15 protein-coding genes and 1 tRNA gene are annotated in these 14,329 nt (G+C 61.8%); 14 read left to right on the forward strand and 2 right to left on the reverse strand.

Annotated features, from left to right (window positions below; translation table 11 throughout):
• Window positions 1–381: 381 nt before the first annotated feature.
• Window positions 382–960 (reverse strand): c-type cytochrome, encoded by a 579-nt coding sequence (locus tag WJU27_RS15755; RefSeq protein ID WP_296807839.1) that lies wholly within the window; start codon window positions 958–960, stop codon window positions 382–384.
• Window positions 961–1,119: 159 nt separating this feature from the next.
• Between WJU27_RS15755 and WJU27_RS15760 the strand changes: the two genes are divergently transcribed.
• The 10 genes from WJU27_RS15760 (at window position 1,120) to WJU27_RS15805 (ending at window position 8,972) form a co-directional block, all read left to right on the forward strand.
• Window positions 1,120–1,196 (forward strand) — tRNA-Arg (locus WJU27_RS15760).
• A 408-nt stretch (window positions 1,197–1,604) separates the two neighbouring features.
• Window positions 1,605–1,931 carry a hypothetical protein gene (locus WJU27_RS15765; protein WP_341422685.1) on the forward strand — a complete coding sequence of 109 codons (327 nt, stop codon included), beginning with the start codon at window positions 1,605–1,607 and terminating at the stop codon, window positions 1,929–1,931.
• A 262-nt stretch (window positions 1,932–2,193) separates the two neighbouring features.
• Window positions 2,194–3,267: a phage/plasmid replication protein, II/X family gene (locus tag WJU27_RS15770; RefSeq protein WP_341422686.1), complete on the forward strand. Its 1,074-nt coding sequence runs from the start codon at window positions 2,194–2,196 to the stop codon at window positions 3,265–3,267.
• Window positions 3,267–3,713, forward strand: coding sequence for a hypothetical protein (locus tag WJU27_RS15775; protein WP_341422687.1), 447 nt, complete (start codon window positions 3,267–3,269; stop codon window positions 3,711–3,713). The genes WJU27_RS15770 and WJU27_RS15775 overlap by 1 nt, the downstream gene beginning before the upstream one ends.
• A gap of 57 nt (window positions 3,714–3,770) precedes the next feature.
• Entirely contained in the window at window positions 3,771–4,010 is a 240-nt protein-coding gene (locus tag WJU27_RS15780) for a hypothetical protein (RefSeq protein ID WP_341422688.1), read from the forward strand.
• A 144-nt stretch (window positions 4,011–4,154) separates the two neighbouring features.
• Complete coding sequence (locus WJU27_RS15785) at window positions 4,155–5,591, forward strand: hypothetical protein (protein WP_341422689.1); 1,437 nt, start codon at window positions 4,155–4,157, stop codon at window positions 5,589–5,591.
• 3 nt (window positions 5,592–5,594) lie between these two features.
• The gene (locus WJU27_RS15790; RefSeq protein ID WP_341422690.1) at window positions 5,595–5,879 is read left to right on the forward strand and encodes a DUF2523 family protein; all 285 of its coding nucleotides are present in this window, start codon (window positions 5,595–5,597) and stop codon (window positions 5,877–5,879) included.
• Complete coding sequence (locus WJU27_RS15795; RefSeq protein WP_341422691.1) at window positions 5,879–7,003, forward strand: zonular occludens toxin domain-containing protein; 1,125 nt, start codon at window positions 5,879–5,881, stop codon at window positions 7,001–7,003. The genes WJU27_RS15790 and WJU27_RS15795 overlap by 1 nt, the downstream gene beginning before the upstream one ends.
• Window positions 7,000–8,232, forward strand: a complete 1,233-nt coding sequence (locus WJU27_RS15800) for a type II secretion system protein GspD (RefSeq protein ID WP_341422692.1) — start codon at window positions 7,000–7,002, stop codon at window positions 8,230–8,232. Before WJU27_RS15795 ends, WJU27_RS15800 begins: the two co-directional genes overlap by 4 nt.
• A complete protein-coding gene (locus WJU27_RS15805; RefSeq protein ID WP_341422693.1) occupies window positions 8,232–8,972 on the forward strand; it encodes a TraX family protein in 741 nt (246 codons plus the stop codon). The genes WJU27_RS15800 and WJU27_RS15805 overlap by 1 nt, the downstream gene beginning before the upstream one ends.
• Window positions 8,973–9,921: 949 nt before the next feature.
• Here the strand turns inward: WJU27_RS15805 and WJU27_RS15810 are convergent.
• On the reverse strand, window positions 9,922–11,085 hold the full coding sequence (locus WJU27_RS15810) for a ParB/RepB/Spo0J family partition protein (RefSeq protein WP_341422694.1): 1,164 nt from the start codon (window positions 11,083–11,085) through the stop codon (window positions 9,922–9,924).
• Window positions 11,086–11,765: 680 nt separating this feature from the next.
• On the opposite strand from WJU27_RS15810, the gene WJU27_RS15815 reads away from it, so the two are divergent.
• The 4 genes from WJU27_RS15815 to WJU27_RS15825 all read left to right on the forward strand — a co-directional run bounded on the left by WJU27_RS15815 (window position 11,766) and on the right by WJU27_RS15825 (window position 14,318).
• A complete protein-coding gene (locus tag WJU27_RS15815; RefSeq protein WP_341422695.1) occupies window positions 11,766–12,707 on the forward strand; it encodes a tyrosine-type recombinase/integrase in 942 nt (313 codons plus the stop codon).
• A gap of 128 nt (window positions 12,708–12,835) precedes the next feature.
• A complete protein-coding gene (locus tag WJU27_RS21040) occupies window positions 12,836–13,138 on the forward strand; it encodes a DUF4258 domain-containing protein (protein ID WP_445928442.1) in 303 nt (100 codons plus the stop codon).
• Between the two features lie 9 nt (window positions 13,139–13,147).
• Window positions 13,148–13,864: a helix-turn-helix domain-containing protein gene (locus WJU27_RS15820; RefSeq protein ID WP_341422696.1), complete on the forward strand. Its 717-nt coding sequence runs from the start codon at window positions 13,148–13,150 to the stop codon at window positions 13,862–13,864.
• 1 nt (window position 13,865) lies between these two features.
• Window positions 13,866–14,318 carry a hypothetical protein gene (locus tag WJU27_RS15825; RefSeq protein WP_341422697.1) on the forward strand — a complete coding sequence of 151 codons (453 nt, stop codon included), beginning with the start codon at window positions 13,866–13,868 and terminating at the stop codon, window positions 14,316–14,318.
• Window positions 14,319–14,329 lie beyond the last annotated feature (11 nt).

A 14,329-nucleotide genomic window follows, 5' to 3' on the forward strand; every position in this document is an offset into this window, starting at 1 on the left:
GCCCAAGGAGCGACGCGGCATCCACCTGCTCGTCCCGAGGTGCCCCTCGGGAGGTAAAGACAATACAAGGAGCGGTCTTCTGACCGCGACACGGCCGCAGCAGTCCGCCGGCTTCGATCCACGCCGCTGCCCGGGTCAGAAGGCCTCTCCCACAGAACCCCGTCCCGAGCTCAGGTCTTGGATAGGGCGCACCACCCCTGTGGGAGCGGTCTTCTGACCGCGACGCGGCCGCTGCAGTCCGCCGGCGTCGATCCACGCCGCTGCCGACGAACTCATGTGTCGAACGGCAGCCGCAAGCGGGCGTTGCGCACTCACGTCGCCCGCGATGGACGAAAAAAAGCCCGCCGATCGGCGGGCTTCTTCCTTGCAGCGGTACTGCGCTTACTTCTTCTCTTCGTAAGCCGGCGCCGCAATGGCCGCGGCTTCGACCGGCGCCGCGGCTGCATCGGCAGCCGGCGCTTCGGCCGCGTCGGCGACCTTCGGTTCGGCGAAGCTGGCGCCCGACTTGTTGCCCATGTAGGCCACGGCGCGGGTGATTTCGTCGTCGCTCAGCGAGGCGTTACCGCCCTTGGCCGGCATCGCGCCCTTGCCGTTGATCGCCGACTTCACCAGTGCATCGAGACCGGTGGCAATACGGCTGGACCAGGCAGCGCTGTCGCCCAGCTTCGGCGCGCCGGCCATACCGGCGTCGTGACAGGCGGCACAGGCGCCCTTGTAGATCTGCTCGCCCGTCTTCGGGCCCTTGGCTTCCGGCTCGCCCAGAGCGAGTTGCGCAACCGGCTGGATCGCACGCGACACCACTTCCGGATCGGGATTGCTGGCGCCCTTGTAACCGGACGACACGTACTGGGCCACCAGCACGCCCAGACCGACAAACACCACAAATGACAGTACGACCACCGCGATCAGCTGTTGCGGCGTCTTGATGAGAGTTTCGTGCTCTTCGTGCGCGTCCGACATGGTGCCTTCCTCTGATGACCTGGATAGGGTTGGAAAAACAGAACGCGCCATTATAGCGGCAGCCGGCGCCGCCTGCGTCCCGGACCTACCACCCACATGGACGCGCAGGCGCAAAGCGGCTATCCTTCGCCGCCTGCGGGCTGTTTCACCGTCCGCAATGCGCCCGTAGCTCAGCTGGATAGAGTACTGCCCTCCGAAGGCAGGGGTCGTGCGTTCGAATCGCGCCGGGCGCGCCACGCATTCAACGGGTCAGTCTTCGCGGACTGGCCCGTTTTCCTTTTCCCCTCCCAGAACGCACGACGGACCGGATTCTTCTCGGCGTCGGCTTCCACTTCGATCAGCAGCGCGAACGGATCGATCTCAAGCACTTCAGCCAACCGTGCGCACGCGTAAGCGTCCGGCACGCGATCACCCTTGCGGTAATCGGAAATTCTTTGCTTGTTCAGCGAAAGCATGTTCGCCAGCGCGTAGTCGCTTGAAATACCAAGCTTTTCTTTCGCTGCGTCTAATACCTTCGTGATATCCATGGCTCGTCCTCTCGGTTGGTTCGTCAATTCTAGTCCGGATTCGGGACTTGACGGACGTCCCAAATCCGGACTAGGCTCCGTCGCGTCCCGATTTGGGACTTTTCGGAGTACATCGTCATGTCTGAACCCGCAGCCCTCCCGGTCAAATCGACCAAGCCCGCTATTCCGTACGGCGTCGTAACCATCCACGGGAAAGTGTCCCAGCGCCGCAAAGCCGGCAATCGTGTCCTGACCCTTCTGACCATGCCGGCGCCGGACGAGTACTCCAGCCCGTCGACGGTCGAGATCACCAGCGCCAAGCCGCTCGGCCAGGTCGATGAAATGATCGAAGTGAAATGCCGCCTGCAGGGCTACCGCCGCACGTACAAGGCGACCGACCCGGACACGGGAGAAATCCGCAACATCGCAACCGCTGATAACCGCCTGTTCCACATCGAGGACTGAGCGTGATCGCGCTGCACGTCCAGAAGCATCCGACGGAGCCTTTCGGCTTCGTCGGATTTTTTTCGCCCGAGTCGGCCGCGGTGCTGTCGCGGTTCTATCGGTCGAGCGGGTGCGAAGTCGAGCTGAAGGCGGTCCCGCCTGTCTCGCTCGGCGGTCCGTGCGTGCCCCCGGCTGAGTGCTCGGCGGGGGCCTCGGAAGTCGTAGGGTCGTATGTAACACCCTACTTTAGTCTCATGGGTGAGACTCAAGGGGAGTCCGGCGAGTGATTGACTGGCTCACCCTGCGGATTCCGCTCGACGTTTCCGGCCTCGGTCCGGAACTGTCGAAGCGCCTTCGCGAATCGATGAACACCGTTCATTGCTTCGACCCGGAGGGCGTCGAGATGTGGCGTAAGGCCGTTGTCGATTTCGACAGCTTGCGCAGCGACACGCCCGGAATCTGCTGGATGACCCACAGCGACGGCGTTCAGACGTGGCTGGCCATCGGGGCCAGCCCCGCCAGCCTGGAACACGGCTGCAACGTCTTCGGCTCGGATGACATCGTGCATTGCGCCCGCGTGATCATCGAGCACGCCAGCAAGGCACTCCGCGCCGCTCTTCCGATGGTCCGAGCATGGACCGTCCGCCGCATCGACATCACCGAAAACTACCTGCTGCCGACCGCCGACGCGGTGAAGCACGCGCTTCGCGTCCTGCTGCAGACCGATGGCGGCCATCGCCGCGCGTCGAGCCCGAAGTCGGGCGGCGACTCGGTCTATTGGAATCCCAAGTCAGTCCGCTCGAAGGGCAAGGCCTATCACAAGGGGCCGCAGCTGCGCGCCCTGATGCGCAAAACCTCAGTCGCGATCAGCGACGCACAACTCGAAATCGCCGACCGAATGCTCCGCCTGGAGCACACGCGCGGCGCTCAGTTCTTCCGCGATTTTGAAAAAGCCGGCCGGCACTGGTTCGACCTGTCCATCGAAGACCTACGGAAATTCCATACAGATTTTTTCGGCCGGATGTTCGGCGAAGTAGAGGTGAAAGACATGAGCGACGTTCTTCCGCGCCTGCAGGCGCTCCAAGTTTCGCATGCGAAAACCGGCCACCTCGTGCCGATCTCCGAAGGTCAAGCGCTCGCCGCATTCCGGACGTGGTCCGTCATCAAGTCCGTTGGTCTGCAGCAGGCTAAGGAATCCATGCCGCGCGCGACGTGGTTCCGTCACGTCAAGTTGCTGCGCGATGCCGGCCTCGGTGACATGGACATCTCCACCGCCGAAATCGTCCCGTTTCGCCGCCATGTCGTCGTGATCGATGACCCGGTCCGTTCGTGGGCCGATTGCAAGGTCGCTGCCTGATGCCATACGCCGCCAACGGCCAATGCTTCGCGACGCTGGCTGAAGCCGTCGCCGTCGAGTGCGTCCGCACCGGCGGCGCCTGCTATCAGGCCGGCTCACGTCTCGTCGGCCATGTCGCCAGCACTGGTAAGGCGTACGTCCTCACCGGCGACGCGCTGACCGTTCTCCCCGTTGCCCAGTGCGCGACCGTCACGGCGTCCTTTCCCGCGACCGTCGCAGGCAATCAGGTTTCCTCGCCCGTTCCGCAGTGGGGCGCCGATGCCGGCGTCCTCGCGACCTGCTCCATCCAGCAGATACAGATTCAAGGCGTCCCGAACATTCCGCCCAACTGGGCCGAAGTCTCCGCGTTCTGTTCGCTCGGCTTCGGCTTCACGTTCGCGGCCTACCTCTTTGCCCAGCCCTTCGGCGAACTGATTCGCCTGGTCCGAAAGGCCAAAGGCTCATGAATTCGGCCATCGCCGATAACGGCCCGGCGTCTTCCGGGATCTTCAGGAGAAGCAACCATGTTCAAGAACCGTCACACGCTCGCCCGCAAGTTCGGTGCCGTCGTCGCCCTGACCGCTCCGGTCGCTGCGTTTGCCACCACCACCCCGACCACCGCCCAGGCGCTGGCGTCCGGCATCTCGTGGGCGGACGCCACGGCTGCCGTGCTGGTCGGCTCCGCCGCCATCATCGCCTTCCGCGTGCTCACGACCGCCGCTGACATCGTGCTGGCCCGTATCAGCAAGGCCAAGGGCGGCTAATTCGGCAGTAACCGGGGGCTTCGGCCCCCATTCTCTTTTCAGGGGGTGAATCGTGATCGCGTGGAGCTTGTATGACTTCTGGAATGCAGCCGGCTTCCTGACAGGCATTTCCATGGCATGGGCTGTTCTGATCGGGATGCGGACATGAAGCGCGCCGTCGTTTTCCTCATAGCACTTGTCGTCGGCGCCTCCGCGTTCGCCGCGCTTCCGGCAGCGTTGATCTTGATCGAGGAAGCGGCCGTTGCACTCGGCGGCGTCGTGCTTCGCCAAGCCGGAAAGGAAGCCGTAATCACACTGGGCACTGCGGCGAACGATGCGACATGGGCCACGGCGGCAACGGTCGGCGGCTCCAGCGGTTCGGGCACCGCAGCAAACATCATTGCCTTCCTTGGCCTCGGCGTGCTGTCCGGAAGCACCGGCGACGAGAAGTATCAAGTCCCGCTGAAGCCCAATGTCAGCATTCCGAAGCCGCCCCTATCGGGTATGGGCACGGGTACGCAGTCGCCCCTGTCGTCGTCCGTTCGCTTCGGCCCATTCACCACAAGTGCCGACAGCTATGCAGGCCCCGGTGGGGCCCTGGTCTATTTCAAGGCGGATACAGCGATGACAGGCGATCAGATCGTTTCGGCATTCGCCGCCTGGAAAGAGTCGTGCGTCACCGCCGGGCCGTGCGCGTCGTTCTCGTATCGAAACTTTCGCCTGCGCGTCCGAGAGGATCTGTATTCAAACGTCACGTACGGCGGCACGACGTACCTGTTCAATCAGGCCGAAGTTGTCTATGAGCAGAAGCACACATCGAATCCGTCGTTCTCGGATGGATTCGTCAGCAACACGAAGTTGGTCCCTAAGCTTGTCGAGCCGCCAGACGGCACGAAGCGCTTCGTCTTTGCAAATGACAAGTGGGCGCCCGACGCGTTGGACCCGGATTGGAGCCCCGCCGAGCTCGCCAGCCCGGCAGCATCGCGGATAGCGATCCGCGGCCATAACTCACTCGGTCAAGACGTTCGCGTCGACGTGTCTCTCGACGCAGCAAAGCAGGTGCAGATAAATGCCCTGACGCAGATCGAGTCGGACAAGGTCATGCATCGCAGCGTGACGCTCAACACCTCCCTTCAGCCGTCACAGGCCTCCCAAACAGTCACCAACAGCGCGAACGTAAGCAGCTTCTACGAAACCTATCCCGAGGCCAATCCATCGACCGGCTCACAATCGGTCACCGTCCAGTTTCCCGACGACTACGCGCGCCAGCCGACACTGCAGAGCATCGACACCAGTTCGACCGCCATCAAAAATGCGCTTACGCAGACCGTCGCCGCGCCAACGCCTGCGGACAACACCGCCGATCTGAATCAGGCCCTTGGCTGGGGCGACACCTTCACATCTATCGTGGCGTGGCGCTTCCCTGCACACGCCTCGACGTGCCCTGTCCTCGACTACGCCCAAGTGATCGGCGGGACCGATCTGCACGTCCATATGGACCAGCACTGCGCGCTGATCGAAGACCACCTTCGCGAACCCCTCGCCGCCGTAATGGCCATCGTCTGGTTGCTCGCCGGGTTCTTCATCGTCATGGAGGCCTGATCCATGCTCGGAATCTTTCAGCCTGTCATTGCCTTCCTTCTGCAGCACGTCGTGATCAAGTTCGGCGTGTTTGCCGCCCTGATCGCCGTTCTGTCCGTTCTCATGCCGATGGCTATGGCCCGCGTCGCGCCCTGGGTGTCCTCGTCGGCCTTCACCTCTGCTTTCGCCTCGCTGCCGGCCGGCGTCTGGTACTGGATCGACCTGTTCCAGCTGGGGACAGGTCTTCCGATCATTCTTGCCGCATACGTTGCCCGCTTCGTGATTCGGCGCCTACCGGTGATCGGCTGATGGCGATCAAGGTAGCGACCGGCCTGCAGGGCCACGGCAAGACATACGAAACCGTCCTGCATGCGATCTGCCCCGCCATCAAGCAAGGCCGGCGCGTCGTCACCAACGTCGCCGGCCTCGATTACGAAAAGATCGTGGCGTATGTGTCGCCGGACGAGGCGCCTGCGGGGGACCCCGCTTCGGGAGAAGCGGGGGTGCAGGCCCCGAAGGCCGGCGTCATCGTTTCGGTGACGAGAAAGCAGATTCGCGCCGACGACTTCTTCCCGCGCCTGGACGACGAAGGTCACTACGACCCGAGCTTCGAATCCCTCGTGATGCCGGGTGACCTGGTCGTGCTCGATGAGGCATGGGCGATCTGGGGCGACACGAAGAGCGTGAAGCCCACCGACATGGCCTTCCTGCGCGAGCACCGTCACTTCACTCACCCGGATACCGGCGTTACCTGCGATCTGATCCTGATCACCCAGGACATCAGCGATCTTGCGCGCAGCGTCCGCAGCGTCGTCGAGATGACGACGCTCTGCTACAAGCCGAAGGAAATCGGCATCACAACGGCCTACATCGTCGATCTGTATCAGGGCGCCAAGCTCCACCGAACACGACGCATCAGCACCCACCGCTATTTCTACAAGCCCGAGGTCTTCGAGCTCTATTCGAGCTACAGCGGCAAGAAGGCCAAGGAAGTCGGCGTTGATAGCCGGCAGAACATGTTCTCCGGCGCGGGCCTTCGTTTGAAGCTCGGCGTCGCCCTGCTCGTCGTGATCGGCGCCGGCTGGTGGGTGCTGCGCTTCTTCAACCCTGACCGCGTTAGCGGCCCGGTCGTGGATGAGCCTGCAGCCGCGACGCCTTCTGCGCCTGCCCCTATCGCCGCAGCCATGGTTCAGACCACGCCCCCACCGGCCAAGCCCTCGGCCTCGGCTCGCAACGTCGGCTTTGTTCGCATCGGCGAACGCATGGTGTTCGTCATCGAGACCGACACCGGCCGCTACCGCTATCAAGAGAACCCGGAGTCCTTCATGGTCAATTCGCACACGTCGAACATTCAGTTCGAGGGCCAGACCCTCACGCCGTGGCAGGGAGGTCGGACGGGCGGCGGTGGTCTGTTCGGGGGGCTGTCGAAATGATCCGCGCGCTGCTGTTCGCGCTGCTCGTGTGGTCCGCGCCAATCTTCGCCGCAGAATCTGTGACGCTTCAGTTCGACGAAATCCGGATTGCACCGCTTGCCCGGATCGTCCTCGGCGACGTCCTGCAGGTCGGTTACGTCCTGGACGCGGACGTGCTCAAGGACGACGCGCCCATCACCATCAAGACATCGGCCGTCACCACGGCGAACGCCTTCGACTGGCTTCAAGCCGTCGTCCAGCCCTACGGCTACACGCTTACACGTGATCGCTACGGCGTCCGGCTGGCGAAGGGCGTCAAGGCATCCGAGGATCTGGAATCCTTCTTCTACCGTCCGCGCTTCCGGTCGTTCGGCTACATCATCGAGCTCGTGCGCCCCTTCTTCCCGCGCGGTCAGTGGTCCTTCGAGCGCGCCGCCACCGTGCCCGGCGGCGTGCCCAATGCCGGCGGTGCTGCAGAGAAACCACCGGCAGGCATGGGCGCCGCCATTGGCCGAATCGACACTGACGCCTTCGTCTATCAATCCACGCCGGCCGACGTGCGCCGGCTCCGGGAATTTCTGGCCCAGGTCGATACCCGGACACCTGAAGTCGTGATCCGCGCAGCGGTGTATGAGGTGAGCCACATTCAGCGGGATTCCTCTGGCGTCAGCCTGGCCGTGTCGCTGTTGAATGACCGCCTTGGCCTAAACCTCGGCAAGCCTGTTTCCGGCGCCTGGTCGGCGTCGCTGAACATCGCCGGCATTCAGGCCGCATTTGCGGCGCTGTCCAGCGACACACGCTTCAAGTCCCTCAGCCGGCCGGAGCTCCGCGTCGCCTCCGGCGCGACCGGCCGTGTAACGGTCGGCGCAGATGTGCCGGTGCTCGGCGCAGTCACGACGGCAGGCAACGGCACCGTTACCCAGTCCGTCGAATACCGGGCCTCCGGCGTCATCCTCGACGTGTCACCGGTGGTCCTCGACTCGATCATCGAACTGAAGGTACGGCAGGAAAGCTCCTCCTTCGTCCAGACCTCGACCGGCGTCAATCAGTCGCCCACCTTGCTAAAGCGCGCGGTCGAAACCCGCGTCCAGGTCGAGCCGGGGTCGCTGGTCGTGTTCGGTGGCCTGCAGGAAACCCGAACCGGTGACGACGCAAGCGGCTGGTCATTCGTCCCGGACTGGCTCAAAGCCAAGACTCGCGACAACAGCGAAACCGAGCTCGTTCTAGTCCTTCACGTGGAGTCCATCTGATGCTGCTCTCCGTTCCGCTCTGCCTCCGATTCGTGGCGCTGGCCAGCCCGGCGCAGATCGACCGCCTCAAGGTGCTCGCGTGCCTGGCCATGCTGATCGACCACGTGAATAGCGCGCTCCTCGGCGGCGCCTACCTCTGGCCCGCGCTGGTCGGTCGGGCCGCGTTGCCGGTGTTCGTCGTCGCCTTCGCCGAGAACCTCACGCTCTCGCCGGATCGCCTGCAGCGCTCGGCGTCGCGCTTGTGGGTCGCGTCCCTGCTGGCTCAGCCGGCGTTCGTTCTCGCCTTCAATGGTCCGTGGTGGGGGGCGAACATTCTTGTCCTGTTCGCTGTAGTCGCCCAGGCGCTTCGCTGGGGACTGGACGGCGGCACGACCCACCGGGTTTCTGCTGGCCTGCTGCTGGCGGTCGGTTCGCTCGTGCTCTCCACCACGTACGGCGCTGCAGGCGTCGCCTTCGCGCTTTCGTCGGTTGTGCTGCTTCACCCGTACCGATTCGCGCACTCACGTGCCGCCGTAGCCGTCTGGTGGGTTTCACTGCTCGCGCTCAATCCGGCTCACCCGTTGTTCGCTGTGGCGGGTGCTGTCGGCCTCATGGTGCTTCTCTGGATGTCCGGCAAGGGCCTGAGCGGCTGGGCTGGGCGATTCGTGCCCCCACGGGCTTTTCTGGCCTTCTACGTGGGGCATCTCGCGGCGCTCGCGGCCTTAGTAGTCTTCGAACTTCGAGAAATCGCCGCCCTTTAGCGCCGACAAGCTTATTCACGCTTTAGCTGTGGATAAGTTCGCGCAGGCGCCCACTTAGCGCCGTAGTGTATGGATATACACGCTCTACCAGTAGTGTGGATAAGCCTGTGGAAACACTAAATAGCGCGTTTTTCTGAAAAATCGCGCTTGCGGGCCCCGCCCGAGCGCACTAGGATGGTTTCGCTACATACGAAAAAAGGCCGAGCGTGGGGCTCGGCCTTTTGGGACCTCAAGCATTCAACCAACCCGCCTGAGGTTAAGTGCTGCGAACTGCTTTTAGTGCAACGAAAGTCTATCGCAGCGCTTGGATGTGAGGCGGATATTTCGGAGTAAGAGAAATGCCTAAGACTGAAAAAACTTCAAACAGTGTTGCCGCCAAGGCTTCCCAAGTACTGCGCAGCCCTTCTGCAAGTCCGGCGCAGCGATCGTTAGCCGGTAGCGCTTTGGCGCAGTCGGGTACTTCCAAAACGACTTCGCCGGCCGTCGCTTCTAAGGCGTCTAAAGCACTTTCCGATGGACGGACGGGTTCCACGACCCGAACGCTCGCGGGAAGCGTCCTGACGCAGAAGCCCAAAAGTCGCTGAGCGCGGGAGATAGAGCCATGGCTTTGTATAAGAACGCCAGCTATCTGGCGCAGAGTCAACATAGTTCCTTCGATACCCTTTATAGCCCGGGTAACACTTGCCCGCTGTCCGGGATCTATCGATGCGAGTCCTGCGGTGATGAAATCGCATCAAATCAAGGCAACCCTTTCCCGCCGCAGAACCATCACCAGCACGTACCTGGATCAGGTCCGATCCGGTGGAAGTTGATCGTGTACGCTCAGCAGCGATAGGAGCTCTCCTGTAGTCCTTGCGGGGCCTCGGCTTTGTTCGGCGTCGAGGTCCCGCGTTTTGCCCAAAAAAATGCCCGCTCAAGGCGGGCTAACAACGCTGGGAGGGACGCGCCGTCATTCATTCTGCATCATGCCTTTCGCATGCGAAACCACCCGCGACCCAAATGAGCACATGAAAGCGTGAAGGATTGCTTCGGGCGTCATCGAGGCGATTTCCGGCCCGTAGTTGATCGCCCACAGCTTCATGACGATCTGGTCCCGGTCCCCGTCGTTCGCCACGACGGCGGCGCTGTAGCCGATCAGGTACGACATTCCGTTGCTGCCGTGGTCCAGTCCTGAAAAGAAGCCTTTCCAGAAGGTCACTGCTTCCGGCTCCAGCTCCTTCCAGAATTCCGCCGCCGCCTCCATGTCGTCGGCGCCGGCCGCGTCGACAACGCGCCATGCCTCCATCTGCCGCACGGCGATCTCCATCCGCGCCCGTTCCGCCGCCGCTGCAACTTCTTCCAGCGTGGCTGTCTTTGGCGCCTTGCTGGGGGCCTTCGCTTTCGTCTCCGGCTGATCCGGCTTCCCGGACTGAGCCGCCTTCAACAGATCGCGCGCCTTCGCGCGGTCGATCTCTCCGCGTCGCACCGACTCGGCAAGCGCCCATGAATGGTTTGTTCCGTGCGGGTGGTGCTCGCAAATCTTCGCCAGCGTGTTCAGCAGCTCGAAGTCAGCCGTAACGCCGTCCTCCAGAAGCTTGCGGATGTGAAACGGATACTCCGGCTTCATCACTGCGGCGCGCTTTGAGCACCACGACAGCGACTTGTTCACCTTCTCCGCAACGGCGGTCAAGCTCCCGAGGTGTTCCAGCAGCCGCCACACGACACGCGCTTCGTCCTGGGCGCTCATGTCCTCGCGCTGGATGTTCTCCGCGAACTGCATCAGTTCGGCCGCGTCATCGTCCAGGGTGCCGACCATGGCCGGGACGAACTTCAGACCGGCCAGCTTCGCCGCCGCAAGCCGTCGATGCCCGGCGATCACGAACGGCGCACCGTCGATCACGCGCACCAGCAGCGGCTGCAGGATGCCATTCACCTCGATATCGGCGGCCAGCTCAGCAACGCCGGCCGGATCGATGTCGCTCCGGATGTTGTCCCGCGTCTGGATTGAAGCCACGTCCAGCCAATCCAGCGCCGGACCGCCTTGCGGTCGAACGGCGCCGGATTGCTCCGCGCCCGTCTTCTTCGAACCGGCCTTCTTGGCCGTCGCCTTCTTGATGTTGGTTACCGTCGTCATCGCAAAACCTCCAGTGGTTTAACGCCTACCTGGGCGCTAGATTCCGAGCCCGGTTTGTCGTCTGGCTCGCCGTTGCAACAGATGTCAAAGGGGCTCGTTTCGCCTTCCCGTTCGCTGAGTTCCTCGCCCACGGTTCGCCCGGACAGCCGCGCGAAGCGCGCATCGTTCCTTGTGGTTGCAAAAGAACGTGACAGACGCGCAGCGGCTGGCGCGTAGCGCGCGAGCGCGGTCTTTTGTCCCCACACCGATTTCGGTAGGGCAGTGGCGAGGAACTCAGCGAACGGGAGGGCGATGTCGGCTGCTGGTGCGCGGTACGGCGAGACACGGCGCGCTGTGCGCGCCGCTCCGGGCGAAGCCCGCAAACCGCCGTTTGCAAGCGAAGCGCGCAGGCCGAAGGCCGAAGGGCGGCAGGGCACCGCGCGAGTGTTTGCCTGCGTTCAGCAGGCAAAGCCGAAGGCCAAGCCCGTAGGGCGCAGCAGAGCCTTCGCGGTGCCCTGTCGCCGGGGTTCGGGGCATAGCCCCGAGGTTTGGCACTTAGGCTGCGCTTCGCGCTGCCGTCCTCGGCCGTTGTAAGCTGATGACTCCGATTGACCATGCGAGCCGTAACGGCTGGCATGGTCCTGCGCTTCTCCGTGATTGCCCGAGCCTGTGCCCTTGATCACAACTCGGAGTTTCGGACTATGCAGAATGAATTGGCCGGGCCGAAAGACCGGGCCATGAAACACACCTATGAAGAGGTCGCGCCGCCGGCCTCCATGACGTTTGACGACGCCATCGGCGCCTATCTGTCAGTCAAGCCGCACCTTAACAAGAGCGCCCAGCGCGACCACTACAGCCTCAAGCACCTGCGGCCCTACTTCGGTGGAAAACCGTTGCGCGACATCAAGCGCGCACACGTCCGCGCCTACATCTCGCAGCGCCTCGACGGCGGCGTGAAGATCTCCACCGTCCGCCGAGAACTGCGTCTGGTCTGCGCCGCCATCAACTTCGTGCGGCTGGAGTTCGACCTGCAGGACCTCCCGAACCCTGTCGAGAGGCTAGGCCTCGCCACGGAAGAACCGCGCGTCCGGTGGATCTCCCGCACAGAAGCTGCGCGCCTGGTCGCCGAAGCGGAGCAGTCATCACCTCGGCCTCACCTCGCCGCATTCATCCGGCTGGCACTCAACACCGGTTGCCGGCGCGGCGAGCTGCTTAACCTCGAATGGGCACGCGTCGACTTCCCTCAGCGTCGATTCCTGCTCGAAGCCAGGCACACCAAGACGCGCCGCCGCCGCTCGATCACGCTCAACGACGACGCGCTTAGAACGCTGCTTCGCTTGAAGGCATGGCAGGACGAACACGTCCCCGGCTCGCCGTGGGTCTTTGGCTGGAAGCATGGAAGCAGGATCACAACCTTTAAGACCAGCTGGACATCGGCGCTGAAGCGGGCCGGTATTGAGAACTTCAGGATTCACGACTTGCGCCACACCTTCGCAAGCTGGCTCGTGATGCAGGGGGAGTCAATCTATGTGGTGAAGGAGCTGCTCGGACATGCTAGTGTCACGCAAACTGAGATCTACGCCCATCTGGCGCCAAGCCAGACACGGGCCGCTGTAGATCGACTTGGGGCCTGTCTTTTCTAGGCTACGCACGCCCTCTTGAGTCCGGGGTGCGTGGAGCCTGCTGCTAAAGCGCCGTGCCGTTTTACCGTAATGTGACCTATCATTTTGATAGTTGATGGGTGGCGGGGCTATACTTCTGATGGGTGTTGATGGAACTGTTATCTGACGCCGCAGTTCTCAGCGAGGTACGTGCCCTCGTTTCAAAGTGCCACCTGCGATACACCGTTCATGCAGAGGAGCGTATGAGCGAACGCGGTTACACGCGAGATGACGTTCGACAGTGCTTGCAACGAGGGGGCTTTGTCGAAAGCCCATCTGTGCCGAATAGGCCAGGTGCAATTCAATATGTGTTTCGTATTCATGCTTTGATTGAAGGGCGGGAGATCGACGTGGTCGCTGCACTGAACCCGGCAGATGCTGTTGTCGTGATTACCGTTATAGACCCGAGCTAGGCTTTGAAGATGCTTAAGTACAAGAATTTTTCTCTTGACGATGTGTTTCTTCTGAACGGATATTCAGAAACAGAGACTCCCGAGGGCCTCGTTCGAGAGTATGCGGACGAGAAGGGCCTCGAGCAAATTATTCGCCGCTTGGTGGTCACGCGGAAGCGCTTTTTAAGCGGCTGGGATATGCGCTTTATCAGGCAGGGAATGGGACTTTCCCAAGCGCAACTTGGAGCTTTCTTAGAACGCGATTCTCAAACAATTGCCCGCTGGGAGAAGAGTAAGGATAACGTCCCACTTCTTGCAGATCTGGCCGTTAGAATTCGGTTCTGTAGTCTTTTTGAGCCTGATTTTTCGGCTAAGGATTTAACTGAGCTGGCAGAAGGATCGGCCCCAGCTCCTGGCGCTGTTTTTTTGTCGTTTTTACACGGCTCTTGGGTGGAAACGGGTGAGCCTCGAACCTATGTTCAGAAGGTCGTGGCGGAAGATGGTGAAGCTGAGTTCGTGGTTGCTGGGTTCGGTGGTTACTCTGTATCTAGAGTAACGAATAAGAGTTTGATGATCATGCAGAGTGAGGTTCTCCTCTCGGCCTCAGAGCTGGATTTGATAGATGCGCGGCTGGTCGGCTCCTATGGGCCAGCCAGTTCTAGCGCTGCCCCGGCGGGGCAGCCAGCTGTTCTGAGAAAAAAATCGGCCATTTCTTTTAATGTTACCGGTATGACAGGAAGAGCTTAAGATGGCTTTTATAGACGCGAGAATCACAGAGAGCCGATTGCGAGGAGAGAGTTTCGAAACTCTATTTGAGGGAGAAGAACGGGAGGATGTTGGATTTGAGCCTCAGACGATGAGGTTTGAACAAACAACGGAAGTTGGGAGCTCTTTCACTGTCTCGGTCGACGACACTGCTGCACCCACTCGAGCCTCTGTCTCCTTAGATTTTTCGATTCAGATTAAGAAGAAAGACGACGGGGCAAGAATGGCCTCTTACAATGTGAAAATAGATGCCCTTTTTCGCATCGTAAAGAGCGAAGGTGTCGCAGATTGGGGGAGTATTCCAGCTGACGTAATGGCGGGAATGTTGGCCGTCCTCTATCAGCTCGCCGTATTACGTGCAGAGCCTGCCTTCTTAGCCGGTGGGTTTAGGAACTTTAAAATCCCGACGCCGGCTGAACTTTCCGGAGAAAAGTGATTAGGCGTCGT

The organism is Methyloversatilis sp. NSM2, from assembly GCF_038066675.1.
GTDB lineage: Bacteria > Pseudomonadota > Gammaproteobacteria > Burkholderiales > Rhodocyclaceae > Methyloversatilis > Methyloversatilis discipulorum_A.